Here is a 24,970-nt window from a genome sequence, read left to right as displayed (position 1 = left end):
GTAAATCATCATCACGCTTTCGCTTTCTGAAAGCACCTGATCCACCAAGAGGAAACCGAGATGTTCAAAGGATCCATTCCAGCGCTGATCACCCCGTTCAAGGACGGTGCGCTCGATGAGAAACGGTTCCGGGACTTCGTGGATTGGCAGATCGCGGAAGGCTCTTCCGGACTGGTTCCGGTTGGCACGACGGGTGAGAGCCCGACACTGACCCACGCGGAACACAAGCGGGTGATCGAATTGTGCATCGAGGCGGCTTCGGGCCGCGTGCCGGTGATCGCCGGTGCCGGATCGAACAACACGATCGAGGCAATTGATTTCGCCCAGCACGCCGAAAAAGCGGGTGCGGATGCTCTGCTTGTTGTCACGCCCTATTACAACAAGCCGAACCAGGCGGGTTTGAAGGCCCATTTCAAGGCGGTCAACGACGCGGTCGGCATTCCGATCCTGATCTACAATATTCCGGGCCGGTCTATCATCGACATGACCCCGGAAACCATGGCGGAGCTTTTTGAGACCTGCGAGAACATCAAGGGTGTCAAGGATGCGACAGCCGACATGGCGAAGGCCAGCCGGCAGCGCCATTTGTGCGGTCCGGATTTCATTCAGCTTTCCGGCGAGGATATTTCCGCATTGGCCTTCAATGCCCATGGTGGCGTCGGCTGCATCTCCGTTACCGCGAATGTGGCACCGAGGCTGTGCGCGGAATTCCAGAGCGCAACCCAGGCAGGCGATTTCAGGAAGGCGCTCGATCTTCAGGACCGGTTGGCACCGCTTCATCGTGCGCTTTTCCTGGAACCCAGCCCGGGTGGAGCCAAGTATGCCCTGTCGCTGCTCGGCAAGATCGGCGAGGAGCTTCGCCTGCCGCTGGTGCCGATTTCCGAAGGGGCCCGCAGCGAAATTCGTTCAGCCATGGCCCATGCCGGACTGATCAACTGACAAGAACGTCTGGTGCGGGGCTGATGCCCCGGCATCAGAAAGGATGAAAATGGCGCCGAAAAAAGGGCATGTTCCAGGACGGACCATCATATCCGACAACCGGAAGGCCCGGTTCAATTACGAGATTGAGGATACGCTGGAGGCGGGGATCGAGCTGAAGGGCACGGAAGTGAAATCCCTGCGAAACGGCAAGGCGAATATTGCCGAATCCTATGCGGCCGAACACGGCGGCGAAATCTGGATCTACAACGTCTATATCCCGGAATACCTTCAGGCGAACCGGTTCAACCACGAACCGCGCCGGCCGCGCAAACTCCTTCTGCACAAACGCGAAATCGGCAAGCTTGCCGGTGCGGTGCAAAAGGAAGGCAAGACCATTGTTCCGCTCAAACTGTATTTCAATGACAAGGGGCGTGCGAAACTGGAACTTGCACTGGCACGCGGCAAGAAACTGCATGACAAGCGCGAGACCGAAAAGAAGCGTGACTGGCAACGCGAAAAGTCGCGGCTGATGAAGAACCTGGGTTAGGGCGACTGCCCGGGAAAGGTGTTCCGTGACATTTTCATGACTGTGGGGAACCTGTGCGCAACTTGCGCAAAGGTTGTGGAAACTCTGTGTGCAGTTTGTGGAAGAGGATGTCGGCCTTCAACCGCTTATCCTGTTCATGACCTGTTGGTGGAACGGGATAAGCCGATCGCCGGAACGGCTATGGGACGCTACGCCGTCAAGGTTTCCAACACCAGGCGTTTTGCTTCCGGTATCGGCAGGGGGCGCCGGTTGTTGCGGTCGACATACACATGCACGAAGCGCCCGTGAGCTGCTGTTTCGGACGCTTCGCCGGAAAACAGTCCGACACGGAAAACCACCGAGCTGGAGCCGAGTTTCTCGATCTTCAACCCGGCGGAAACAACGCCCGGGAACGTCAGTTCCGAAAAATAGTGACAGCCTGTTTCGACCACCAGGAATATTTCCCGGCTATGAACCGGATCGAGCAAGTTGTTGTCGACGTACCAGCTGTTGACGGCCGTGTCGAAGAAGCTCAGATATTGCACGTTGTTGACATGACCATAGATATCCACATCCATCCACCTGGTGGGGATTTGGATAAACGTCTTGAACTGGGACCGGTTTAAGGGAACCGGCCGCGTTGACTGTGGATTGTCTGTGAGATTCATGCAAAAGCCCTGAACACCCTTCACCCGATTGACTTGCTGACAGTGCCCGCGAATCCCCCCGTCAGTCGAGAGGAAATTCGTCAGACTTTTGCAGCAATGACAGAGGCAGTCATGTGGCTCCGGGAATTCATCGGTGCATTTTCGCGCCTTTGGAAATCTTGTCCGCGATCTTCTTGTCCGTGTGAACGGCGAGGCCGACGACTTTGGCGTTTTCCAGTGTGAACTTGGCAAAAACCTCCCTGTTGGCGCTGTCGTGGCCGGTGGTGAACATCTCCTCGATGTAAACGCTTGCCGGGACGCCACGCTGCAGGGTCCGCTGGTGGATCTTGGCAATCGTGTCGGCATCCGCGCTCAAGATGATGATCGGCTGCACGCTCATGGGGTGATAGACATGTCCGGCAGCATCGCGGTAATGCTCACCGATAAGGGCCGGTTTTGCAGCGGCGATGCCGGTGGCAAGAAAGGCGGTCACGTTCAGCTTTTGCCAGGCGGCAAGGTCTTCGCGGACAATTATGACGAATTTGGTTTCAAACATGAATGTCAACTCCACACGGGGATACCAGAAGGATTGGTGTGAGGAAGAAGTACCGTTGCCGGGGAGCCGTGGTCTTGAACGTTTGTGCAGTTCGCGGGAGGACGGCATCGTGATCTCGCCGGCCGAGGACGGCGTTGAACGTATCGAGGCGCGGTTTCAGGGCAATGGCTTCAGCCCGCACAGGCACGACACCTATGCCATCGGCCTGACGATGAATGGCGTGCAGACCTTCAGCTATCGTGGGGAGCAGCGCGCTTCCCTGCCCGGGCAGGTGATCGTGATCCATCCGGACGAAGTGCATGATGGCGGCGCGGGCACGGAGGAGGGATTGCGTTACCGCATGCTCTACGTGGCCCCGGAACAGATTTCAGATGTCCTGTCCGGCGTAGGCAGACCCGGATTGCCGTTTGTGCCGTCACCGGTCATCTCGGACAACCGCTTCCGGACCGAGCTGGCGGAGGCCCTGACGGACATTGATCGTGAATTGGGCACGCTCAAGCGGGACTGCCTGATTGCCGATCTGGCGGATTGTCTATGGGGGCATTCCGACCATCAAGGGCCTTCCGGGACCGCCTTGAGCTGGCCGGACCTGAAACGCTGCGCGGAATTCCTGAAGGAAAATTGCACCGACAGTGTGCGCATGGAACAACTGGAAGGTCTGGCGCAGATGGACAGGTTCACCCTGTCGCGGCAATTCCGGGCCGTGTTCGGAACCAGTCCGCACCGTTACCTCGTGATGCGCCGGCTGGGCCGGGCGAAGGCGGAGCTCGGGGCCGGCGCCCCGCTGGTGGAGGCGGCCGTGGCCAGCGGGTTCGCCGACCAGAGCCACATGACCCGACACTTCAAAAGGGCCTTCGGCATGACACCGGGACAGTGGCGGCACCTGAGCGCCGCCAGTGCAACTCAATGATTTAGAGTTTGTTCGGTCCGAACTTGTTCGAGCGCGGGAAACCGGTGGGCGGCAGGCGGCCCGCGTTACCACGTTCGCCGCGCCAGTCTGCCAGCTCCTCGAGCGATCGCGTGTAGCTGCGCCCGGAACTGTCGGTCCAGGTGAGGCCGTCCTCGCCCTTGAAGACGCGGATGTCGGAAATGAGGCCGTCGCGGTAGCGTTGCAGCCGGACACCCCGGCCACGCCCCATTTGCGGGATCTGCGACAGCGGGAACACCAGCAGCTTGCGGTTTTCCCCGATGATGGCGACCTGGTCCCCCGTGGCCTCGACACAGATCGAAGCTTCGGCAGGCATGGTCAGGTTGAGCACCTGCTTGCCCTTGCGCGTATTGGCAATGACGTCGTCTTCGTTGACGACGAAACCGCGCGCCTCTGTGCTGGCCAGAAGCAGGTTCCGGCCCGGTTTGTAGACGAAGGCGTTGACGACATCCTGGGCCTCGTCCATTTCCACCATCAGGCGGATCGGCTCGCCATGGCCACGGCCGCCCGGCAGACGGTCCGCACCCAGCGTGAAGAATTTGCCACCGGAAGAAAACAGCAGGATCTTGTCCGTCGTTTCCGCGTGGAAGAACAGCTTCAGCTTGTCGCCCTGTTTGAACGACACATTCGACAGGTCGGCCTGATGCCCCTTGAGCGCCCGGATCCAGCCTTTTTCGGAAATGATGACGGTGATCGGTTCCTTTTCGATCATCGCCTGCTGAATGTCGACCAGGTCGGCTTCGGGCGCCTCGGACTTGTCGGTGCGGCGGCGGCCGATTTCGGTTTCCGGGCCGTAGACCTTTGAGATGTCGCCCAGTTCCTTGGAAATCTTGGTCCACTGGCGGGCATCGGATCCAAGCAGCTTGGTCAGGTCGTCCTTTTCCTCGGTGAGCTTGTCGTGCTCCTTGCGGATCTCCATCTCTTCCAGCTTGCGCAAGGAACGCAGACGCATGTTGAGGATGGCTTCCGCCTGGACGTCGGTCAGCTCGAAGGTCCGGATCAGCTCTGCCTTGGCATCGTCTTCCTCGCGGATGATGCGGATCACCTCATCGAGGTTCAGATAGGCGATCAGGTAGCCTTCCAGAACCTCCAGGCGGTGGTTGATCTGGCCTAGGCGGTATTCCGACCGGCGGACCAGGACAACCTTGCGGTGATCGAGCCACTCGCGCAGAACCTGCTTCAGTCCCATGACCATGGGCACCTTGCCCATGGACAGGACATTCATGTTCAGGGAGAACCGGTTTTCCAGGTCCGTCAGCTTGAACAGGGATTCCATCAGCAGGTTGGCATCGACGTTGCGCGAACGCGGCACCAGAACGATGCGGATGTCCTCGGCGGATTCATCGCGGATGTCGTCCAGAAGCGGCAGCTTGCGTGCAGTCAGCAACTCGGCGATCTTTTCGATCAGCCGGGATTTCTGCACCTGGTAGGGAATTTCGGTGATGACGATGGACCATTGCCCCCGCCCAAGATCCTCGACCTCCCAGCGTGCGCGCACGCGGAAGCTGCCCCGGCCCGTTGCATAGGCTTCGCGGATCGATCCCTGATCGGACACCAGCAGGCCGCCGGTCGGGAAGTCCGGGCCCTTGATGAACTCCAGCAGGTCATCGACTTCGGCATTCGGGTTCTTGATCAGATGCTGGCAGGCCTGGCACAGCTCAAAGGCATTGTGTGGCGGAATGGACGTGGCCATGCCGACGGCAATGCCCGAGGAGCCGTTCCCCAGAAGGTTCGGGAACCCGCCCGGAAGGACAATCGGTTCCTTGTCCTCGCCGTCATAGGTCTCGCGGAAGTCGACCGCGTTTTCATCCAGTCCGTCCAGCAGCCGCTTGGCCGTGTCGGTCATGCGCGCTTCGGTGTAACGCATGGCCGCGGCATTGTCGCCGTCGACATTGCCGAAGTTACCCTGCCCGTCGATCAGCGGATAGCGTTGCGCGAAGTCCTGGGCCAGGCGCACCAGCGCGTCGTAGACGGCCTGGTCGCCATGGGGATGGTATTTACCGATCACGTCACCGACGACGCGCGCACATTTCTTGAAGCCGGCGCCGGGGTCCAGCTTCAGCAGGCGCATGGCATAGAGGAGGCGCCTGTGAACCGGTTTCAGACCGTCGCGCACATCGGGCAGGGCCCGGTGCATGATGGTCGACAATGCGTAGGCCAGGTAGCGCTCTTCAAGCGCGTCCTTGAGGTTGATGCCTTCAATGCCACTTGGCGGCGGAGTCGTCTCTTTTCCCATGATTGCTTGCTAGCCGTTTCCGGCATCCGGTGCAATTGCCTGGCGCGTCCGGGAGCCGAGATCGGCAGATTTTCAACGGAAATCGAAGCTCCTGTGGGCAAATCGTGTGGTCGGGGCCAAATACCTTCGGGCTCAACGGCACGGCCGGCGTTTGTAAATCCCCGGGGGAGGGCGTAAACCTGATTTCACCCGCCGGACATGCCGGCCTAATGCAGAGGATACGCCGTGGCACGCAGGTTAAGGTCGCTGGTGATACCGGGGCTGGTTCTGTTGGCCGTCATCCTGGTCGGGGTGGCCGTTTCGTGGAACCATTTTTACCTGCTGCGCCTGAAAGCCTACAACACTCCGGCGGGAAGCATGGAACCGGCGCTCCAGGTCGGAGACATGTTTCTGGCAGAGCGGATCGTCCCGGATTTTGGGGCGACCTATGAACCTGTTCGCGGCGACATCATTGTCTTCGACCTGCCGACAAATCCCGAAATCCCCTATGTGAAGCGCCTGATCGGATTGCCGGGTGACCGGATCCAGATGCGCGACGGCAAGGTTTACCTGAACGGCGAGCCGCTGCGATACGAAAAGTCTGACGATTATGTCCGGAGAGGCCCGGACGGAGCGATCCGCAGCGTTCCCTGTTTCAAGGAGATTTTGCCTGGCGGCAGGGCCTATCAATTGCTCGATCTCACACCGGAGGGCGTATCCGACAACACCCGTGAATTCGAGATACCGGAGGGGCACGTTTTTGTGCTGGGTGACAACCGCGACAATTCCGTCGACAGCCGCTACATCAGCCGTGTCGGTTATGTGCCGATCGAAAATATCACCGGAATCGCGCGACGCGTTTACTTCTCCGGACCGGAAGAAAGCTTGCGGTGGCGCTCGCTCAGGCCTGACATGACGGAAGCATCGGCTTCAAGGTGACGGCGCCAGACATTTTGTCTTGCGGGGTCAGCCGGACGCCAGGATCTTCTCTTCCGAGGGCAGGCCAGAAATCAGGTCGCGAAGCGGATCGGAGAGGTCTTCCATCAGGCTGGTCCAGTGTCCGAAGCGTTTGCTTCTGAAAACCCGGACCGATGGATACCAGGTCGCCTTTCCCCGGTTCGCGTGCCAGTACCAGGGATGCGCCGGCCGGGTCAGCACGGCTGCGGGGCGGCCCATGGCTCCCGCCACATGGACCGGCAGACCGTCCGGTCCGATGAGCAGATCGACTTCCGCCAAAAGGGCGCTCAGGTCGGAGAGATCCGCAAAGTGCTTTCCGGCATCGATGATGCCTGGCCAGGAAGACAACTGGTGGCGCGCCTTGTCCCACATCACGCTGATGAAGGTGCCGCCGAAACCTTCGCAGGCGCTCAGTATCGGCCGGTAGTCTTCAAGCACCAGTCCGGGAGGGCTGCCGTCCCAGGCCAGCGCAACGATCGGCCGGGGGAATTCGTGGAGCGCGTCCCGCCATTTCCGGCGCCTGGTCTCGTCCGGCCGGACATAGGGCCCCGCTTGCCGCCTCTTCATCAGTTGCTCGTGCGGCAGTCCCACGATTGCTGTCAAAGGCACCGGATCATCCGATTCCGCCAGAACCTGCCGGCCTTGCGGACTGTCGAACGCCACGAAGGATCCCGCGTCGACCAGGTCGGCGACCGGTGCCAGATGGGCCGCGCCGAAGATCCGTCTCCTGGGGGGGACGGAAGGCGAACCGGACGCAAAGCGCAACAGGACAAGCGCATCGAGGCTGGACAGCGTCGGGTCGATCAGCAGATCGTTGTGGCTGATCGCTCTTTCGAGGGCCTCGGCGGCATCTTCGGGTTCCTGCGCTTCCGCACCGGACATCCGGCAGGGAAGGGCGGTCCCGGGAACGGTCGCTGCCAGGTTCTCCAGGCTGTCTGAGGCCAGCATGCAGTCGCGCAACACGGTCAGCGCCTGCGGACGGTGTTGCGAATTGGCATTGGCGTCGTTTTCCAGAAACGGCTGCAGCAGACGGATAGGTTTGGAGAGGTACCCAAGACTGCGATAGGCCATGGCGAGGGAGACAAGCGCGGCAGCCTTGTCGGGGTGTTTCTTGACCTGTTGCAGGAAATCCGAAAACACCTTTCGTGTGTCCCCGCGCAACGCTTCGACGCGGATCAGGAGGAGCCACCCGGCGAGGAGACCGGGATACCGGAGGGTCAGCCGCTTGGCGAGCGCCCGGGCTTCGCGGGTCTGCCCGGTTGCTGCCTGACTTTCGGCCAGAAACAGCATGATGACAGGGTCGGTCGGCAGTTTCAGGTGCGCCGTCGCCAGATGGGTTGCGGCCTTCTGATGATCTCCCAGCTCCGCGAGTACGCAACCCAGCCGGGCCAGGTGCCGCGGATTGCCGGGATCGCGCGCCAGGGCTTCCTGAGCCAGGTGCAGGGCGGCACGGTTCTGCCTGACCGCGGCATAAAGCGATGCCAGGGCGGAAAGGAGAGTGGCATCCTCGGGCTGTTCGGACAACGCGCCGCGCAGCAAGTGTTCCGCCTGTTCGAATTCGCTGTCGGCGACATGAATGTCGGCTCTCAACGCGCAGGCACGGCTGTTCAGGGGCGACAGCTCGAGCGTTTCGTCGACCAGTTCCCTGGCGTCGTCCCTCTTGTTTCTGGCCAGAAGCAGGGTGGTGAGCAGATTGCGGGCATCGCAATGGGTTCGGTCACGTGACAGCACTTCGTTCAGCAGCTGCATCGCCTGGTCGGCATCGCCTTCCTCCAGCCGGATTTCGGCCAGGGCGCTGAGCGCACCGCAATGTCCCGGTGTCACGTCGAGAACACTTTCCAGAAGCGCCGCGGCGCTTCCCCGGTCCCCTGACATTATGTGCTGTGCAGCCGCCTTCAGGCGGTCTTCGACAGACGTCATCAATTGTTTCTCCCGTTGCGGCCGGTGTTCCGGCTGCTGTCCTGTTGGGCACCGGATTAACCGATGCTGACCCGCTCGCCGTCCAGCCGGATATCCTGCTTGGCATTGATCAGGGAGATTTCGCTGTTTTGGACCGAAACGCCGTCTGTCTTGTGAACGAGCGTGCCGGCAGTGACGGATTCGGTTTTTTCAATCCTCGCGGAGCGTGTCTCCGCCTTCAGGGACACGCTGCGAACGGAACTGAACTTGTCGACGATCGCTTCGACCACACGCCGCGCATGAAGGCTCACGGTGCCCGCACTTTGCGCAATGGTCTCCGCCAGGACGCCGAAGCGGATGCTCCTTACATTTACGTCTTTCGCGGTCAGTTCCAGACCTTCGGTGGCCGAAAGCCGCAAGGAGGCCGCGTCCGGCACCGAAAGCTCCGGGACACGTGCCTCGTCACCGCGCATCAGAACGGACAGGACAAAGGCGTCGGGGCCGCCGTCGAAAACCAGCACGCGGTCTCCAACGGCCGGAGCCAGAAGGCAACTGCTGGCCTGGCGCGCAAAGATGTCCGTGCCGTCGTCTGTCTTGAGGGCAAGGTCCTTCTTCGGCAGCGTCAGCACCACGGTCGCGGTCACGAGGCGCCCGTCTGGGGTGGTATCTTGGGCAACCGTCGCCGGTTCCCGCGAGGCGTTTTCAGGTTGGGTCATCTGGTCTAGGTCCATGACAGGTCAACTCCCCGGGGTCAGGTGAAAACGGCAAGATTGCCGAAATTGACCAGAGTGTTGTTCTGGCGGATGTCGATTTTGGCCTGGATCAGCGTGAAGTTGTTGTTGACCGTCTGCAGGGACTGGCGTTCCAGGTCGGCGACCGACTGCTTGATGTCATACTGCTTGCTGGCCACGTCAAAGACGATTTTCTTGAGAACAGCCACGGAATCTTCCAGCGTCGTGTCCTTCGACGACAGGTCGGTAATGGTTTTCGACAGGCTCCACTTGGTAAGGCTGGCGGAAAACAGCGTGAACGAAAAGGCCGCGGTCAGGTCGGCGCTGAAGGACAGTCCCACATTGAGCGAGACCGAGCCGGACAGGTTGCCTGTAAAACTCCCTCCAACGGTAACCGATTGGCCACTGCCTAGCGTGATGAAGGTCTTGGTGCCGTAGGTGATGCTGACCGTGTCGCCGTGATTGATCGTGAAACTGTCGGCCGTGGTTTCCGTGAACTCGTTTCCGAGGATCTTCCGGGTTGTCGACTTGGACGTCTCGACGATCTTGCCGTTGCCTTCGGCGGCATTGATATTGATGTCCTTGCTGTTGCCCGACTTGATCGTTACCTCGTCTCCGCTTTCGACATGAAGTGTGTCGCCGCAGTTGATGTACATCTTCTCGCCGGCCTTGATCAGTGCCTGGCCATCGCATGCCAGAAGAATGCCGCCAAGCACATCGTTGCCGTCCTTGCCGGAGGCAAGCGTGTAGATCGTGGCAAGGCCGCTTTCCTCGTCGGCGACAAACTGGTCCGGGTAGAACAGCTTGGCGTTGGTCTCGTCGGTGGCGGCTTCTTCCTTTTCACAATAGGTGCCGAGACGGAGCAGTGCGCCGGGCGTTGTGTCCGAACCGTTTGCTGTCGGGACAAAAAGGAACGCGCTGTTGTCCGAGGGATCGATGTCGACATCGTCGTCGTCGGTGATGGCCGCCGGGGACATGGAGATTGTCTGCTGGCCCGATCCGCCGCATGTCGCGCAGGTCGCGTTGTTGGTCTGGCCGCTGCCGTCACAGGTCGGACAGGTCTGGCAGATGCCCATGCCGTTGCATGTGGGGCAGGTCAGGGTGTTGACTTCGCCTGTTCCGCTGCAGGTTGCGCATTGTTGTGTTGCCATTGCTAAGTCCCTCTATTGTCGTGTTGCCTTGTTTCCAAGGGGAGGTGCTCTTGCCGGAGGACCTGCGTACCTGCATTGACAGGCCCTGGCCGGCTGGGTCCGTGACCTAGGGGCTCGGATTGACCATCCGGATCTGCGCCGGAGATATCGTGTTGCCGACAGAATTGGGCACACTGCCATTCTGGCCGGTGGGGTCCATCAGGGCGCGTGTCGCCGGCACATTCTGGAGAATGAGCTTGGTCGAGCATTTCATGCTTTTCGAAGCCGAGCAGACCTGGCTCGAGACGGCACCGCGGCCGGGGCCGCTGATGGTCACGGGTGCCTGGTCCATCACGGTGTGCGGCGGCATGCACTGGGTCAGCACTTTCGTGCATTTGGGAATTTCGGTTGCCCGCATGCCCGTGCTGATGAAGGGAATGGGCACTTCCCCGGCGGGGGTCACCTGCATGTACACATCCGGTGAGGCAAAATCGATGCCCGGCAAGGGGCCTTGCGCGTTGACGAAGCTCATGGTGTCCTTCCTGAAACTGCGTGCGCGGACCTGCTCTGGCCGGTCCTGGTTGCTGTCGTCCGTAGGGTTTTTTCGTGGTTTTTCACTGGGCCGCCTCCGTGTGGCGGGCGCCGTGTTCTCCGGCTTCATGGTCAAGCCTCACCTTGCGCGGCGAGTAGGCCTCCGCCACGAGCAGATCCTCGTCTGTGCCGAGTGTGGTCCCCCTGGAGCCGCTGAAGAGGGCGCTGTCGGTCTTGGCCGCGTGCAGCTTGGTATTGGCGAACTCGGCCGCCGTCAGACTGGCGGCGGTCAGATTGGCATGGCACAGATCTGCCTGGCGCAGATCCGTGCGGTCAAAGCGCGCGGCACGGCAATCGGTGTCCTGGAGGACCGAAGACCACATCCGGGCACCCGTGAAATCGGCTCCGCTCAGGCTGGATCCGGTAAAGCCGGCCATTGTCAGCGCGCTGTCCTGGAATTTCGCTCCGTCAAGCGTGCACTTGTTGAAGGCGGCGAATGTAGCGCCCGCGCCCGACAGGTCCGAACTTCTCATGTCGCAGCCGATGAACAGGGATTGCTGAAGGTCGGCACCGGACAGGTTGGTTTCAGCGAACCGGCCACCGTTGAACATGCACCGCCTGAGCACCTGCCTGCTCAGGTCCTTCCCGGAAAGATCGGCATCCGCCAGGACGGCGGTATCGATCGTTGCATCCGCGAGGTCGACCTGGCGCAGGTCCGCCTTGGTCATGATGAAATTGCTGAAACGTGCGCCCTCGACGGCAATGCCGTCAATGCGGCAGTCCAGAAGCGCGCTGCGGTCCGCTGCAACCAGGGCAAGGTCGGCACCGGAAAGACGGGTCTGCGCCATGCAGGTTTGCTGGAGCTGGCTGTCCTGCAGGCTCAGATCGTCCGCGGCACACTCGATGAACTGGGTCTGCTCGAGCTTGGAGGTATTGAACTGTGCGGAGGCCAGCAAGCAGCGAATGAACTGTGTGGAGGTCAGCTGTGCGCCCGAGAAAACACAGCTGGACAGGTTGCAGGCGACAAACTGCGCGTTTTCAAGATCGGCACTTGAGAAATCGCAGCCTTCGAAATCGCATTCGAGGAAAATGGCACCGGAAAGGTCCTGCGCATGCAGGGAAACGTTCTGCATGTGTCTCAGGGTTACCGGTTGGGCGTGGGCGACATAGTCGCGCAACTCTTCCGGGGACGTGGGGACCGTATCCAGTTGTTCCGTGCCCAAGGTCCTGGCTCCTGGTGGTTGGCTGCCCGCTATTGCGCCGGCACGCTGACTGCATGGTTCATGGCCGTGTTGCCGAGATTCGCGTTCGACAGGTCGCAACTGGCCAGCTTGGCGTCCATCAGGTCGGCGCCGTAAAGATTGGCATGCCGCATCGACACCCGCCGCAGATCCGTCTGGCTGAGCGAGGCTGAAAAGAAATCGGCCGCGCAGAAATCGCTGTACTTGAGGTCCGACTGCAGGAACCGTGCGTTCTTGAAGGAGGCCGCGCGCCCGTCCACCCACTGCATGTCGCACTGATTGAAAAGGCAGGACTTGCAGCTCGCCCGCATGTAAAGGCTTTCTTCCAGAAAGGCCCCGTTCCAGGTTGTCTCTGTCGCCCGGATGCCTTCAAACCGCGCCGCGGCAAGGTCGCAGCCGCCGTGAAAGCCGGTCTCGCGCATTTCCGCGGCCGTAAAGTCAGCCCCCTTGGCGGCAACCTGCGTAAAGACTGCCTGTGTCAGTGTGCTGCCGGCAAAGCAGGCCTGGTGCAGTGGCAGGTCGATGAACAGGACGCTGTCGAGGTCTGCCTGCCGCATTCCGAGGCGCGCCGCGGATCCGCGTGTCACCCTGACCTGTTCGATCCGGCTGCCCTGAAAATCGCTGTCATCCAGTGTGCATTCAAGAAACGTCACTGTATCGATCTCGGCGCCGGCCGCCTGCGCTCCGGTAAGATCGGCGCAGATGACCGTGGACCGGGCCAGTTTTGCGCCCTTCAGGTTCGTGTCCCTGAGGCTGGCACCGCTGAAATTGACACCGGCGAGACTGGCCCCTTCGAAGACCGCATTGTCCAGCCGCGCGGATGTGAATACGGCCCCATCCAGGCAGCAATTCCTGAAACAGGCACCGGTCAGATCCGACTGTTCGAAAAAGGTGCCGGACAGATCCCTGTCGGAGAAGTCGAGGCCGCCAAGTCTCAGGCCGGCAAGGTCGGCGCCCTTGAAGTCGTGCCCCTGAGCGAGTTTCTTTTCAACCACGGTCCCGACCGCAACGGCGACACCGGGCAAAAGCGGTTCTTGCGGAAACAGGGCCTGGGGAGACAACTGCCGTCCGGTGGCAAGCGTTTCGGCGAAACGGGGCTCCAGACTGTCCAGGGATGCCTTCAGGTCCTCGTTGATTTGTTCGAGCCTGTCCAGGAGCGGCATGTCGGCGTTTTCGTCTTCGGGCAACGCGACCTTTTTCAGTTTTTCCTGAACCGCGGCCAAAGGCTGGTCCTCCATTCCCTCCTCGATCAGGTGAGAGCAGTGTTCGGCAAGGGCCTGTTCCGCCGGGTCGAGAGCCGCTTTCAAGCTTGTGTCCGCGGCCTGCGTCCCGAAATCCGAGATCTCGCCGGCCTTTCCGAGCGCTCCGAAGAGGTCCACTTCGTCCTGTGCGCCCGTCTCCCCGGATGGCGGTTCCAGAGGGTGCTCGAGCTGTGCGGCTGTCCTGTCCGACAGGAGCGACGCGGGGTCGTCCAGCGAGGCCGGCAGGCTGCTTGTGTCGAGCTGCATCTCGGCCAGCTGCCGTTTGATCGGATAGAGCGGTGATCCTTCCGGCAGACGCAGCGCGCGGGCGCAGGCGAGACGGTATTGCTCGGATGACGTCTCCTCGGGGCTCTGTTTGAGATCAGCCAGCCGGTCGAACATCTCGGAGATTTTTGCTCCCGCCTCGTCTGAACTCGACGAAAGTTTCTCAAGATCGATGTTTTCCCGCATCGTCTGCTCGAGGGAGTCGGGCAGGTCGGCCAGCGAGTCGGCGCTCTCCCCGGCGACGTCTCCTGGTGGGAGCGAGGCTGTCAGTTGCTTTTCGCCGGCAAGCGGCCGGGACGGAAACAGTGAGCTGATATCGGAGGGTGTCGCCGCGTCGACTTTGCGCTGCAGCCCTTCGGCACGCGCAAACTCCTGGTCGGCCAGGGTGTTCATCTGCTTCTCGAACTGCTCCACGTCCTCGATCAGTTCGGCGATGTCGAAGTCTCCGCTCGCGATCTCCTCCGCTGTTGGCAAGCCCAGGAGGGGGATATCCTTGGCCCGGTCCGGATCGACCGGTGGCAGCAGGTCCGCCGGAAGGCCGGCATCGTCCATTGTCTTGCGGAAATGCCAGTCGGAATCTTCCAGGAATTTCTGCCGTTCGGCCTCTGCGCGCTCCAGCCGCTCCCTGCGTTTGGCCAGTCGGATCCCAGGATCCGTTTCCGGCATCAGCTGATGGTCCGCGAGCGCGTATTTGTAGGCCTCTTCCGGATCGGTGCGCAGGCGGAAAACGCCTTCGTAATATTCCCGTGGGCGGGGAGCTTCCCCGGCAAGTTCCACCGCCAGCATCACGCTGCCGATGTCCTCGGCAAATCGCTCGCTGCACCTGGCGACACCGCGAAAGGCCATCGTCGCCTTGCGAACGTTTGGAAACAGCGTCGCCGTGTCGCAGACCATGTCCGTTTCCGTCAGACTGTCCTGTTCCAGACGGTGGATGAAGGCGCGCACCCGAAATCCCGGCAAGGTTCCCGCCACCGGTTGCCCGGACCGGCACATGCCGGTCACCGAAAAGGTTTCACCTCCGGCAAGATAGGTGCTGAAGCGCTGATCCTCGGGGGCGTCGCAGTGAAACAGTGGATTGAAATCGGCGGGTTTGAGAGGCGACACATGCTTTACCCAATGCGTGTCATAGGTCCCGGCCAGCTTGAGCCTGTCCGGATTGTCTGGTCCGATCGGGCCGAAATGGGCCGGCTTCGGCATGTCTCCCGGTGACAGGATCAGCGCGTCGGCGTTCTCGACATTCGGCAAAGGGGCATCGTAGCCGGCGTCGATCAGCCTGGAGGCGCCGAAACCCTTTCCCTTGAGGTTCGGCGGGTAGCCTTCACCGCCAAATGCGCTCGTCTCGCAGATCGGCACCTTGTCGAAGGGCACGGGGCTGGTCATCTCGGCGCCCCGGTCTGTCAGGCGCCAGAAACGGTCGCCGAAAACCGCCAGCCGTTTCGTCTTGCCGCCCAGACGGGCCGTCACTTTCAGTGCGGTCACCGGGAGGTGCCCGGGGGCGAGAGCGTGGCCGGCGACAATCATTTCCGCCCGCGGCTTCAGCTGACCCTTGTCGAAGATGCCGCCGTCCGGCATCTGTTCGGCGACCATCGGCCAGAGCGCCTGCTCGGTGTAGAGGGTGTAGGGATCGTCTATGTCAAAAAGCAGAAATGCCGACACCGTCAGAAGACTACCTCCCTCAACCGCCTGGGGTTGAAGTGCTGCGGAAAGTTTCGACGGCTTAACGATTGCGGGCATTCATGCTCCCAGTTTCGTTCCCGGAGAAATCACGGAAAACGGCTCTGCTCCCCAGAGGCGCATGTTCCGGCGGCTTAAATCCCGGACGAGGGATCCAGTCCCGAATGCGTCGGATTGCTCCGACGGAAAATGTCTTAATGACTTGTTAGTATCTATATTTAGAGTTGTACGTCTCCCGATGCAATAGGGGGCGAGATGCGTACGACCCACGATATGACAAATGCGACGCCTAACAATCAGATTTTTCAAGACACTCGAATTTTGGGCGCGAATCGGGAAGGAAATCACGTTTTGAAGCTGATTTTGGAGCAGTTGTCGAAACAGGCACAGAAACCCTGATTGCCGGCACCACTGTTTCATGCGACGGCACGCCTATTCGGGGCAAGTGCCCGTCGTTCCAGGGTGACGTTAGGTAGCAATTACAGGTTGCGACCATGGTGGTTGAAATGAGACTGCCGGAGGGCACGGCGTCGCCCCGTGCCCCGGAGCTCTCCTAGATGAAGTCCTGGAAGTTCCAGGGAAACTCCGTCCGGTAGCGTTTTTCCAGCGCATTCAGCAGCAGGTCCCTGGTGCCGCTCTGGCGCAGATCGTTTTCGCTCAGATGCCGATCCAGGAAAAAGCTCGTCAATTCAAAGCCCTGGGTAATATCCGTCCAGGTCAATTCACTGCCTGCCTGGCGTTGACCATCGAGAAGGAAGGATGGCAACGGGAGCAGCTTGTCGTGATAGGGCAGGCCGGCTTCCCGGCTGACTGCGCGCGCCGATTTCGGGGAGACATAGGTCAGCTCGTCCCGGCTTCCTGTTGCCGCGCAGGCGCTCAGGTCCAGGCCGGCGCCGAGTTCCTTAAGCAGTTCCAGTTCGAAGCGGATCACCAGGGCCGCTGCAGCGTCGGCGCTGTCAAGGTGCTCCAGCAGGACGCAAAGGGCTTCGAAAAGCCGGGGATAGGGATGTCTTTCAGGCAGGAGCCTCAGCAGAAAGGCAAGATGCTGCACGCCGGTCAGGCCGAGACCGCTGGTCATGAGCTCCCCGGCTCGCAGGGTCTCGGGCTCGACCTGGAACTGTCCGAGATGATCGGCAAGCCTTGCCTTCCAGGTGAGATGAAGCTCGTTGCCCGGCTGCAGCGCCGGGCGATGGCGTTTTGACCGCCCGCCGCGAACAAGTCCGAGGTGGCGGCCGCGCTCCCGCGTCATGACCTCCAGGATGGTGTCGCTCTCGCCATGCCTGCGGGTGGTCAGCACCACCCCGCGTCCGCTCCATTCCAAGTGCCGGGTCCCGTCTCAGATTTTTCGGGAAGTTTGGCGGATTCGCCGGTCCGCGCCAGCTATTTCGGAAATTCCAGGCCCATTTCCCGATAGCGCTCCGGATCGTCAGCCCAGTTTTCCCGGACCTTGACGAACAGGAACAGGTGCACGGGAGTTTCGATGATTTCCGAGATTTCCGCACGTGCCGCCTGGGAAATCGCCTTGATCGTGGCGCCTCGTTTGCCGAGCACGATGCTTTTCTGGCTGTCCCGTTCCACGTAGATGGTCTGTTCGATGCGGACCGAACCGTCCTTGCGGGTCTGCCACTGTTCCGTTTCGACGGTCGAGATGTAGGGCAGCTCCTGGTGCAGGCGCTCGAACAGCTTCTCGCGGGTGATTTCGGCCGCCAGGATGCGCAAGGAAAGGTCGGACGGCTGGTCTTCCGGATAAAGCCAGGGGCCGTCCGGCACTTTTGACGCAAAATGGTCGAGAATGGCGTCGGTGCCGTCGCCGGTCAGCGCCGAGATCATGAACGTCTCTTCGAACCGGACATATTCATTGGCCTTCTGGGCCAGTTGCAGCAGCTTCTCGCGTTTGGCGACATCCGTCTTGTTCAGGATCAGAACCTTGGGCGCGGACTGGTTCTGCAGGCGCTTGAGAATGTTCTCCACTTCCTCGTCGATGCCCTTGCGCGCATCGATCAGTAGCGCGATCAGGTCCGCGTCGCGCGCGCCTCCCCAGGCCGTGTCGACCATGGCCCGGTCGAGCCGGCGTTTCGGCTTGAAGATGCCGGGCGTGTCGATGAAGACCAGCTGGGCCGCACCGTGCATGGCCACGCCGCGCACGATGGTGCGTGTGGTCTGCACCTTGTGGGTGACGATCGATACCTTGGTGCCGACGAGCTGGTTGATCAGAGTCGACTTGCCGGCGTTCGGTGCGCCGATCAGCGCAATGAAGCCCGCCTTGGTTCCTTCCGGCATGGCCGGGATCGGTTCTGGCAGCGGCATGTCGAACCGGGGAGGGGGCGCCTGAAAGCCGTCGTCCTCGTCCGTCGGGTCGCCGCTGTTGTTGTCGTCGCTCAAGGGTATCCTATTCCTTCCAGACGCCTTCCCGGCGCAAGACGGCTTCCGCCGCGCTTTGTTCAGCAATCCTTTTGGACCCGCCCGTGCCTTCGCCCGGCTTCAGCCCCTGCACTGTCACCGCCACAGTGAAGCTGGGGGCGTGATCCGGCCCCGCGCGTCCGGTGACATCGTAGCGCGGTGTCGGCAGGCTCTTGGACTGGGCCCATTCTTGCAAGGTGGTCTTGGCGTCGCGCAGCGGACCCGACCACGATAGCATACGCGGCTCCCAAAGGCGTCTCACGAACTCTTCCGCCGCGTCGTAGCCACCGTCGAGATAGATGGCCGCGATCACGGATTCACAGATATCGGCCAGGAGGGCCGTCTTTTTCCGCCCGCCGGTCTGCGCCTCGGCGAGACCGATACGCATGGCCTCGCCAATCCCCAGTTCCTGGGCAATCTCCGCGCAGGTTTCCCGCTTGACCATGTGGTTGAACCGGCGCGCCAGTTCGCCTTCGTCGGCTTTCGGAAAATGCCGGTGCAACATCGAGGCGATAACAAGGCCGAGCACCCGGTCACCGAGGAATTCAAGACGCTGATAGCTCCCCGAGACGGTCTCGGACGGCGCCAGCGCGCTGGCATGCGTCAGCGCGACCCGCAACAGTTCCAGGTCCTGGAACTCGTATTGCAGGGCGTTCTTCAAGACCGAGACCGGACTCTTCTGAGGTTGTTTGCTCATGCAGCTGTTTCGCGTTTTTCGCGGGCGTCAGAAAACCGGCCGTTACAATGTCCGGCCGATCCGCTCCCAACGCACACTCCACGGCCAGGTCCAGATCTGCCAGGCCGGTGTTTTGTCCTTGATGGAAAAGAACAGGATCTCGGCCCGCCCCATGAAATTTTCGAACGGCACATAACCGACCCGGCTCTGGTAACGGCTGTCGACGGAATTGTCCCGGTTGTCGCCCATCATGAAGTAATGGCCCTCGGGAACCTTGTATTCCCGCGTATTGTCCATCACGCCGGCCGGATCGCTGTCCAGTGTCTCGTAGGAAACGCCGTTCGGCAGCGTTTCCCGGTATCTGGGCACGCGCTTGGTGACGCCGACGGAGCTCTCCACGATATAGTCGTCGATGCGCTCGCGCTTGACGGGTTCGCCGTTGATATGAACGACGCCGTCGAGCACCTGGATGGTGTCCCCGGGCAAACCGATGACCCGTTTGATGTAGTCCGTGTAGTTGTCGGTCGGCAGCTTGAACACGGCAATGTCCCCGCGTTCCGGTTGATCGGCCCAGACCCGGCCGGAAATGGGCACCAGGCTGGAGGGGATCGGAAGCGAATAGCGTGAATAGCCGTAACTGTATTTGGAGACGAACAGGTAGTCGCCGATCAGCAGCGTGTCCATCATCGAGCCGGAGGGAATATTGAACGGCTGAAACAGGAAGGTGCGCACGATCAGTGCAAGTGCCAGCGCCTGGACAATGACCTTGATGGTCTCGACGAGGCTGCTGTCCTTTTCCTTTTTGTTTTCTGTCACGCTCATATTGTCCCTTAACATGTTGCCCGCGGATCCGCTTGCCGCCGCACAGCGGAACTCTTAGCCGTTCCACCGGCTGGAAGCAATGCGGCCGAGGGTGCTGATCTACGGCTTTCCGGAGGAAATCGCCTGAGGCGGCTCTGGCCAGTCCGACGGCCACGCCGAGATCACCACAAAGGCCTGCGCCAGCGGGAAATCGTCGGTGATTGTCAGATCGATCATTGTCTTGAAACCGTCCGGTGTGATTGCGGTCAGCCGGTCGGCCGCGCCGCCGGACAGGGCGATGGTGGGTTTGCCGGAGGGCAGGTTGACGACGCCCATTTCCCGCCAGGCGACGCCCATGCGGATGCCGCTGCCCAGGGCCTTGGAACAGGCCTCCTTGGCGGCGAACCGCTTGGCATAGGAAGCCGCGCGTTCGGCACGCTTGTCGGATTTGGCCCGTTCGATCTCCGTGAACACCCTGTTGGTGAACCGGTCGCCGAACCGTTCCAGCGTCTTTTCGACTCGGCGTATGTCGATCAGATCGCTGCCAATCCCTAGGATCATGATGAAACTTTCGTATTTGGAGCTGTGCCGACTAAGTGGGCAGGTCGGTACGCGAAATCAAGCGCTGCGGTCTTCTTCCATGTTCACGCCGGGGGCCGGGAACAGCCGGTCGCCCTTGCTGGCGAGCTTGCTTCGCCGGCGGCGCTGATAAACCTCGACGCTCTTGTAGACGATGACGTAGGAAATGAACGCGACGGTCAGGCCGATCGGCACGGCACCGATAAACATCGGCTTGAGCATCGGCCACAGGGCATCCAGGGAGTTCTCGAAAAGCCCTCTCTGGAATTGTTCATGGACCTGTTGGGGGTCGGCCTTTGGTGCCCGGCCGTGCAGGATCCACTTCCCGACCTTGAAAGTGAAGGCCCAGATGAACGGAAAGGTCAGCGGGTTGCCGACCGAGGTCCCGAGTGCCGCGGCGATCAGGTTGCCGCGGATCACGTAGGCGATGGCAAAGGCCGTCAGGAAGTGGAAGCCGACCAGCGGGGTGAAGGAGGCAAAGGCGCCCGCGGCGAAACCGAGGGCGATGGCATTGGGCGTCGCGGTCAGCCGCAGCACGCGCTTGCTGAAATAGCGGGTCGAACGGACCCAGCTGTGCCGGGGCCAGACGGCGACGCGCAGTCGCTCGATCCTTGATGGCCTATGTCTCCGGCGAAACAGCATGTTTTATGGTCGTTCCTGTCGTGTCGTTATTCAGCTCAGTCCACGGCTGCCGGGCTTGACGGCCGGGAGGGCCGCAAGTTCCGGCGGAAGCTTGTCCGGTTCGTAGGCCGGGACCTTGTACTCCGTCAATGCGACTAACGGCACGGAGACATCGGCCTCGCCGCCGGAGCGGTCGATCAGGCAGGCCACACCCAGAACTTCAGCACCAAGAGCTTTCAACGAGGTTACCGTTTCCCGGCTCGACAGGCCCGTTGTCACGATATCCTCGACAACAATGACCTTGGATCCTTCCGGCAGCTCGAACCGGCGCAGGCGGAACTCACCGTCCTCCCGCTCCACCCACATGGCCGGAACGCCGAGATGGCGCGCGGTTTCGTATCCCGGAATGAGGCCGCCGAGTGCCGGCGAGACGATGTAGTCGATCTCGCCCAGATTCGCCGCGCGGATCTTTTCCGCAAGCGCCTTGCAAAGGGTCTCGGTCTTGTCCGGATACATGAAGACCCGCGCCTTTTGCAGGAAGATTGGGCTGCGCAGTCCGGATGTCAGGATGAAATGTCCTTCCAGAATGGCTCCGGCCTCACGGAAGAGGGACAACACTTCTTCACGAGTCATTTCCAATTTCCCCTGTCTGGCTGTCTGACGTCTTATCCGTTGACCCGGCTGACGCTCGAAACATTCGGCTTGGTCCGCAATTGATTGATAATCCGGTTCAGGTGCTTCAGGTCCCAGACCTCCAGGTCGATGACCATCTGGTGGAAGTCCGGGGCCCGTTGAACCATTTTCACATTGTCGATATTGCCGCTGTGCTCACCGATCACCTGGGCGATGGTCGCAAGCGACCCCGGCTCGTTGGCCGCGGAAATGTCGAGCCTTGCGGGAAAACGTTCTGGGTTGTTGACATCGATATCCCAGCGCACGTCCACCCAACGCTCCGTTTGATCGTCGAACTCCTTGAGTGACGGCGACTGTATCGGATAGATGGTCAGCCCCTCGGACGGGGTCAAGATGCCGACGATACGGTCTCCGGGGACCGCGCCGCCATCGGGAGCGAAACTGACGGGAATGTCGCCGGACAGGCCCCGGATCGGCAGCGCCGGGCCTTCGCCCGCGTCCTCTTCCTGTCCCTTTTGCGAGTCGATCTCGCCGGGTGGAATGCGGAACTTCAGTCCGTGCCCCTGTTTCAGTCCGAACCAGCCTTCCTCGACAGGAGGTCCGGAAATGGCGACCCGCTCGTCCTGGTAGTCGGGATGTGCCGTCTTCAGCACTGTCTGGGCGCTGAGATCGCCGCGTCCGACCGCGGCCAGAAGATCGGCGACACTGGACTGGTGATGGGTGTCGAGAACGGCTTCCAGAAGGTCTTCCGAATAGATCTTGTCGGCCCTGGCGAAGGCGCGCTTGAGGATATGCTCGCCGAGCGCGCCATATTGCTTGCGCACGGATTCCCGCGTGGCCCTGCGGATCGCCGCCCGGGCCTTGCCGGTCACCGCGATTGCCTCCCAGGCGGGGGGCGGCGTCTGTGCGGGAGAGCGGATGATCTCGACTTCGTCGCCGTTGTGCAGCTCCGTGACCAGCGGCATGATCTTGCCGTTGATCTTGCAGCCGACACAGGTATTGCCGATGCCGGTGTGTACCGCATAGGCGAAGTCGATCGGGGTGGCGCCGCGGGGCAGGGCGATCAGGCGGCCCTTGGGTGTGAAACAGAACACCTGGTCGTGGAACAGTTCCAGCTTGGTGTTTTCCAGAAACTCTTCCGGCGTGTCGCCCTGCGCAAGGAGTTCGGTCGTCCGGCGCAGCCACTCGAAGGCACGGCAGTCTTCGGTATGCCGGGCAATGTTGCGGCCGCCCAGCTCGCCGTCCTTGTAAAGCGCGTGGGCGGCGATGCCGTATTCCGCGACCCTGTCCATGGAGATGGTCCGGATCTGCAGCTCCACGCGCTGGCGGGACGGCCCGACAATGGTGGTGTGGATCGACTTGTAGTCGTTCTGCTTCGGCGTCGAGATATAGTCCTTGAACCGTCCGGGCACGGTCGGCCAGGTCGTGTGGATGACACCGAGGACCCGGTAGCAGGCCTCCAGCGTGCCGACGGTGACTCGGAAGCCGTAAATATCCGAAAGCTGCTCGAAACCGATCGCCTTGCGCTGCATCTTGCGAAAGATCGAGTACGGGCGTTTTTCACGCCCCTTGACCAGCGCGGCCATGCCCCGTTCGCTCAGGCGTTCGGTCAGCGTGGTCTCGATGTCCAGGATGAGGTCCCTGTTGCGTTCGCGCAAGTCGACCAGACGGTCCGTGATTGTCTCGTAGGCTTCCGGGTTGAGCGTGTGGAACGAGATGTCCTCCAGCTCCTCGCGCATGTCGTGCATGCCCATGCGTCCCGCGAGAGGCGCATAGATTTCCATGGTTTCTTCGGCGATCCGGCCGCGCTTGTGCTCCGGCATGTGGTGGAGCGTGCGCATATTGTGCAGACGGTCCGCCAGCTTGACCAGAAGAACGCGGACATCGTCGGCAATCGCCAGCAGGAGCTTGCGGAAATTCTCCGCCTGCTTGGCCTTCCGGGACACCAGGTCGAGCCGGCTGATCTTGGTGAGGCCATCGACCAGCTTGCCGATTTCCTCGCCGAAGAGACTGTCGATCTCCGCCCGGGTGGCGTCGGTGTCCTCGATCGTGTCATGCAGGAGCGCGACGGCGATGGTCGCGTCGTCCAGGCGCAGATCCGTGAGGATCGCGGCGACTTCAAGCGGGTGGGAAAAATAGGGGTCGCCGGATGCACGCATCTGGGAGCCATGCTTTTGCATGGCATAGACATAGGCCTTGTTGAGCAAGGCTTCGTCAGCTTCCGGATTGTAACGCGTTACCCGTTCAACGAGTTCGTATTGACGCATCATGGCCGCAACCGACCCTGGCAACCGGCTGACCGGTCAGCGGTAGAGACAAAAAAAGTCTGAAGCGCAAAGCCTGGCCGGCCGCGCTTCAGACGAACTTGTGACGAAAGATCAGACGTCGTCGGTTCGCTCCGGCGGCACGAGACCTTCCAGTCCGCGCAGCAGGTCTTCTTCGGACATCCGGTCGAACTCGACGGCACCGTCGTCGACCTGATTGACCTGTGTGGCCTGATGCTGGCCCGGAGCGGGCACCAGCGGCACGGCTTCGGTTTCCGGCTCGTCCACTTCCACAAATTTCTGCAGCGAGTGGATCAGGTCTTCCTTCATGTCTTCCGGGCTGACGGTCTGCTCGGCGATCTCCCGCAGCGCAACGACGGGGTTCTTGTCGTTGTCACGGTCAATGGTCAGCGGCGAGCCGCTAGAGATCATGCGAGCGCGATGCGCAGCAAGCAGCACCAGCTCAAACCGGTTTTCGACCTTGTCGATGCAGTCCTCGACGGTCACGCGCGCCATTCGACGTCTCCATAGGTTTTGGAACTTGAAGAACCAGCGTATAGTGTTCGCGTTTCGAAAAAGCAACCCCTTGTCAGTTTTGTGAGGCAGGCTGCAATCTCCGAACGCGCGAAGGCGAAATGGGCAGTTTTTTTGTCCCAAATTAATATGGTCGCTCGCTTTTGCATTGCGAGCCTCCAATATTATAGTGTAGGGCACTGTGAACGGCACCATTCGGAATCAGAAGGCCGTTGCGAACCAAAACAATAAGCTGTCCGAAGCTGTGGTGCACACAGCTCACTTCAGCACTATATGCGTTGACGGAAGAGTCAGGCCAATCGGACCAGGTCGCGGGAAACCAGGTCCAAACAGGCCTTTTTCAAGCGTGGCGCGTATAACTCGGAAAGGTTTCAAATAAGATGTTTGACGCTCGAGAAAAGGTTGCTTTGTTCATTGATGGAGCGAACTTGTACTCTACTGCCAAAGCTATCGGTTTTGACATTGACTACAAGCGGTTGCTTAAGGAGTTTCAGGGTCAGGCTTACCTCTTGCGCGCGTATTACTACACCGCGTTGATCGAAGACCAGGAATATTCCTCCATCCGGCCGCTGATCGACTGGCTGGACTACAATGGCTACAAAGTCATCACGAAGCCGGTGAAGGAATTTGTGGACAGCGCCGGTCGCCGCAAGGTGAAGGGCAACATGGACATCGAGCTGGCGGTCGACGCCATGGAACTCGTCGAGACCGTCGATCACATCGTCCTGTTCTCCGGAGACGGCGACTTCAGATCACTGGTCGAGGCCCTGCAGCGCAAGGGACGCAAGGTGAGTGTCGTTTCGACGCTGAAAACCCAGCCGCCGATGATCGCCGACGACCTGCGCCGCCAGGCCGACCATTTCATCGATCTTGCCAGCCTTGCGAACAAGATCGGACGCGACCCGTCCGAACGGCCTGCGCGCCCGCAGGCCCCCGTTCAGATGGATGACGACGACGAGGACGACGACTACTGAGGGGCG

The 24,970-nt window shown here is 61.0% G+C and carries 23 protein-coding genes; 5 read left to right on the top strand and 18 right to left on the bottom strand.

Going from position 1 to position 24,970, the window contains the following annotated elements:
- Positions 1-60: 60 nt before the first annotated feature.
- Positions 61-939, top strand: a complete 879-nt coding sequence (gene dapA / locus O6760_RS27265; protein WP_269582796.1) for a 4-hydroxy-tetrahydrodipicolinate synthase — start codon at positions 61-63, stop codon at positions 937-939.
- Between the two features lie 49 nt (positions 940-988).
- The gene (smpB, locus tag O6760_RS27260) at positions 989-1,468 is read left to right on the top strand and encodes an SsrA-binding protein SmpB (RefSeq protein ID WP_269582795.1); all 480 of its coding nucleotides are present in this window, start codon (positions 989-991) and stop codon (positions 1,466-1,468) included.
- Between the two features lie 188 nt (positions 1,469-1,656).
- Here smpB and O6760_RS27255 read toward each other — a convergent pair whose 3' ends face one another.
- Positions 1,657-2,025 (bottom strand): acyl-CoA thioesterase, encoded by a 369-nt coding sequence (locus O6760_RS27255; protein ID WP_269582794.1) that lies wholly within the window; start codon positions 2,023-2,025, stop codon positions 1,657-1,659.
- A gap of 217 nt (positions 2,026-2,242) precedes the next feature.
- Positions 2,243-2,650 carry a DUF2000 family protein gene (locus tag O6760_RS27250; protein ID WP_269582793.1) on the bottom strand — a complete coding sequence of 136 codons (408 nt, stop codon included), beginning with the start codon at positions 2,648-2,650 and terminating at the stop codon, positions 2,243-2,245.
- A gap of 109 nt (positions 2,651-2,759) precedes the next feature.
- On the opposite strand from O6760_RS27250, the gene O6760_RS27245 reads away from it, so the two are divergent.
- Positions 2,760-3,560, top strand: a complete 801-nt coding sequence (locus O6760_RS27245) for an AraC family transcriptional regulator (RefSeq protein ID WP_269582792.1) — start codon at positions 2,760-2,762, stop codon at positions 3,558-3,560.
- A gap of 1 nt (position 3,561) precedes the next feature.
- Here the strand turns inward: O6760_RS27245 and parC are convergent, their stop codons facing one another.
- Positions 3,562-5,814, bottom strand: a complete 2,253-nt coding sequence (parC, locus tag O6760_RS27240) for a DNA topoisomerase IV subunit A (RefSeq protein WP_269582791.1) — start codon at positions 5,812-5,814, stop codon at positions 3,562-3,564.
- 225 nt (positions 5,815-6,039) lie between these two features.
- On the opposite strand from parC, the gene lepB (O6760_RS27235) reads away from it, so the two are divergent.
- Positions 6,040-6,732 carry a signal peptidase I gene (gene lepB, locus O6760_RS27235; protein WP_269582790.1) on the top strand — a complete coding sequence of 231 codons (693 nt, stop codon included), beginning with the start codon at positions 6,040-6,042 and terminating at the stop codon, positions 6,730-6,732.
- A gap of 27 nt (positions 6,733-6,759) precedes the next feature.
- Here lepB (O6760_RS27235) and O6760_RS27230 read toward each other — a convergent pair whose 3' ends face one another.
- The 15 genes from O6760_RS27230 to rpoZ all read right to left on the bottom strand — a co-directional run bounded on the left by O6760_RS27230 (position 6,760) and on the right by rpoZ (position 23,972).
- A complete protein-coding gene (locus O6760_RS27230) occupies positions 6,760-8,670 on the bottom strand; it encodes a tetratricopeptide repeat protein (protein ID WP_269582789.1) in 1,911 nt (636 codons plus the stop codon).
- Between the two features lie 56 nt (positions 8,671-8,726).
- Complete coding sequence (locus O6760_RS27225) at positions 8,727-9,380, bottom strand: DUF3540 domain-containing protein (RefSeq protein WP_269582788.1); 654 nt, start codon at positions 9,378-9,380, stop codon at positions 8,727-8,729.
- A gap of 20 nt (positions 9,381-9,400) precedes the next feature.
- Positions 9,401-10,531 (bottom strand): hypothetical protein, encoded by a 1,131-nt coding sequence (locus O6760_RS27220; RefSeq protein ID WP_269582787.1) that lies wholly within the window; start codon positions 10,529-10,531, stop codon positions 9,401-9,403.
- 106 nt (positions 10,532-10,637) lie between these two features.
- Positions 10,638-11,042 (bottom strand): PAAR-like domain-containing protein, encoded by a 405-nt coding sequence (locus O6760_RS27215; RefSeq protein ID WP_269582786.1) that lies wholly within the window; start codon positions 11,040-11,042, stop codon positions 10,638-10,640.
- An 82-nt stretch (positions 11,043-11,124) separates the two neighbouring features.
- Entirely contained in the window at positions 11,125-12,264 is a 1,140-nt protein-coding gene (locus tag O6760_RS27210; protein WP_269582785.1) for a pentapeptide repeat-containing protein, read from the bottom strand.
- 29 nt (positions 12,265-12,293) lie between these two features.
- The gene (locus tag O6760_RS27205; RefSeq protein ID WP_269582784.1) at positions 12,294-15,542 is read right to left on the bottom strand and encodes a DUF2169 family type VI secretion system accessory protein; all 3,249 of its coding nucleotides are present in this window, start codon (positions 15,540-15,542) and stop codon (positions 12,294-12,296) included.
- Positions 15,543-16,035: 493 nt separating this feature from the next.
- A complete protein-coding gene (gene recO, locus O6760_RS27200; protein WP_269582783.1) occupies positions 16,036-16,803 on the bottom strand; it encodes a DNA repair protein RecO in 768 nt (255 codons plus the stop codon).
- A 59-nt stretch (positions 16,804-16,862) separates the two neighbouring features.
- Positions 16,863-17,789, bottom strand: a complete 927-nt coding sequence (era, locus tag O6760_RS27195; RefSeq protein ID WP_269586364.1) for a GTPase Era — start codon at positions 17,787-17,789, stop codon at positions 16,863-16,865.
- 82 nt (positions 17,790-17,871) lie between these two features.
- Entirely contained in the window at positions 17,872-18,579 is a 708-nt protein-coding gene (rnc, locus tag O6760_RS27190) for a ribonuclease III (RefSeq protein WP_269582782.1), read from the bottom strand.
- 42 nt (positions 18,580-18,621) lie between these two features.
- Complete coding sequence (lepB, locus tag O6760_RS27185; RefSeq protein ID WP_269582781.1) at positions 18,622-19,380, bottom strand: signal peptidase I; 759 nt, start codon at positions 19,378-19,380, stop codon at positions 18,622-18,624.
- Positions 19,381-19,479: 99 nt separating this feature from the next.
- A complete protein-coding gene (gene acpS / locus O6760_RS27180; RefSeq protein ID WP_269582780.1) occupies positions 19,480-19,920 on the bottom strand; it encodes a holo-ACP synthase in 441 nt (146 codons plus the stop codon).
- Between the two features lie 57 nt (positions 19,921-19,977).
- Positions 19,978-20,580, bottom strand: coding sequence for a DUF2062 domain-containing protein (locus O6760_RS27175; RefSeq protein ID WP_269582779.1), 603 nt, complete (start codon positions 20,578-20,580; stop codon positions 19,978-19,980).
- A gap of 30 nt (positions 20,581-20,610) precedes the next feature.
- Entirely contained in the window at positions 20,611-21,192 is a 582-nt protein-coding gene (gene pyrE, locus O6760_RS27170) for an orotate phosphoribosyltransferase (RefSeq protein ID WP_269582778.1), read from the bottom strand.
- Between the two features lie 32 nt (positions 21,193-21,224).
- Positions 21,225-23,462 (bottom strand): RelA/SpoT family protein, encoded by a 2,238-nt coding sequence (locus O6760_RS27165; protein ID WP_269582777.1) that lies wholly within the window; start codon positions 23,460-23,462, stop codon positions 21,225-21,227.
- A gap of 108 nt (positions 23,463-23,570) precedes the next feature.
- On the bottom strand, positions 23,571-23,972 hold the full coding sequence (gene rpoZ, locus O6760_RS27160) for a DNA-directed RNA polymerase subunit omega (protein WP_269582776.1): 402 nt from the start codon (positions 23,970-23,972) through the stop codon (positions 23,571-23,573).
- A gap of 398 nt (positions 23,973-24,370) precedes the next feature.
- On the opposite strand from rpoZ, the gene O6760_RS27155 reads away from it, so the two are divergent.
- On the top strand, positions 24,371-24,964 hold the full coding sequence (locus tag O6760_RS27155; RefSeq protein ID WP_269582775.1) for a LabA-like NYN domain-containing protein: 594 nt from the start codon (positions 24,371-24,373) through the stop codon (positions 24,962-24,964).
- The last annotated feature ends 6 nt before the right edge of the window (positions 24,965-24,970 follow it).

This window comes from Roseibium sp. Sym1 (genome assembly GCF_027359675.1).
Taxonomy (GTDB): Bacteria; Pseudomonadota; Alphaproteobacteria; order Rhizobiales; family Stappiaceae; genus Roseibium.
Note: the sequence above shows the minus strand (reverse complement) of the source record. Positions and strands in the feature narration are given on the sequence as shown.

Excerpts from the sequence above, each read along its gene's own strand:
- O6760_RS27220 (WP_269582787.1), bottom strand. The coding sequence starts at position 10,531 with ATGGCAACACAACAATGCGCAACCTGCAGCGGAACAGGCGAAGTCAAC.
- O6760_RS27230 (WP_269582789.1), bottom strand. The coding sequence starts at position 8,670 with ATGACGTCTGTCGAAGACCGCCTGAAGGCGGCTGCACAGCACATAATG.
- O6760_RS27165 (WP_269582777.1), bottom strand. The coding sequence starts at position 23,462 with ATGATGCGTCAATACGAACTCGTTGAACGGGTAACGCGTTACAATCCG.
- pyrE (WP_269582778.1), bottom strand. The coding sequence starts at position 21,192 with ATGACTCGTGAAGAAGTGTTGTCCCTCTTCCGTGAGGCCGGAGCCATT.
- dapA (WP_269582796.1), top strand. The coding sequence starts at position 61 with ATGTTCAAAGGATCCATTCCAGCGCTGATCACCCCGTTCAAGGACGGT.
- O6760_RS27225 (WP_269582788.1), bottom strand. The coding sequence starts at position 9,380 with ATGGACCTAGACCAGATGACCCAACCTGAAAACGCCTCGCGGGAACCG.
- O6760_RS27255 (WP_269582794.1), bottom strand. The coding sequence starts at position 2,025 with ATGGATGTGGATATCTATGGTCATGTCAACAACGTGCAATATCTGAGC.
- lepB (WP_269582781.1), bottom strand. The coding sequence starts at position 19,380 with ATGAGCGTGACAGAAAACAAAAAGGAAAAGGACAGCAGCCTCGTCGAG.
- O6760_RS27215 (WP_269582786.1), bottom strand. The coding sequence starts at position 11,042 with ATGAGCTTCGTCAACGCGCAAGGCCCCTTGCCGGGCATCGATTTTGCC.
- acpS (WP_269582780.1), bottom strand. The coding sequence starts at position 19,920 with ATGATCCTAGGGATTGGCAGCGATCTGATCGACATACGCCGAGTCGAA.
- O6760_RS27155 (WP_269582775.1), top strand. The coding sequence starts at position 24,371 with ATGTTTGACGCTCGAGAAAAGGTTGCTTTGTTCATTGATGGAGCGAAC.
- smpB (WP_269582795.1), top strand. The coding sequence starts at position 989 with ATGGCGCCGAAAAAAGGGCATGTTCCAGGACGGACCATCATATCCGAC.
- rnc (WP_269582782.1), bottom strand. The coding sequence starts at position 18,579 with ATGAGCAAACAACCTCAGAAGAGTCCGGTCTCGGTCTTGAAGAACGCC.
- era (WP_269586364.1), bottom strand. The coding sequence starts at position 17,789 with ATGCCGCTGCCAGAACCGATCCCGGCCATGCCGGAAGGAACCAAGGCG.
- parC (WP_269582791.1), bottom strand. The coding sequence starts at position 5,814 with ATGGGAAAAGAGACGACTCCGCCGCCAAGTGGCATTGAAGGCATCAAC.
- O6760_RS27175 (WP_269582779.1), bottom strand. The coding sequence starts at position 20,580 with ATGCTGTTTCGCCGGAGACATAGGCCATCAAGGATCGAGCGACTGCGC.
- rpoZ (WP_269582776.1), bottom strand. The coding sequence starts at position 23,972 with ATGGCGCGCGTGACCGTCGAGGACTGCATCGACAAGGTCGAAAACCGG.
- O6760_RS27250 (WP_269582793.1), bottom strand. The coding sequence starts at position 2,650 with ATGTTTGAAACCAAATTCGTCATAATTGTCCGCGAAGACCTTGCCGCC.
- O6760_RS27205 (WP_269582784.1), bottom strand. The coding sequence starts at position 15,542 with ATGCCCGCAATCGTTAAGCCGTCGAAACTTTCCGCAGCACTTCAACCC.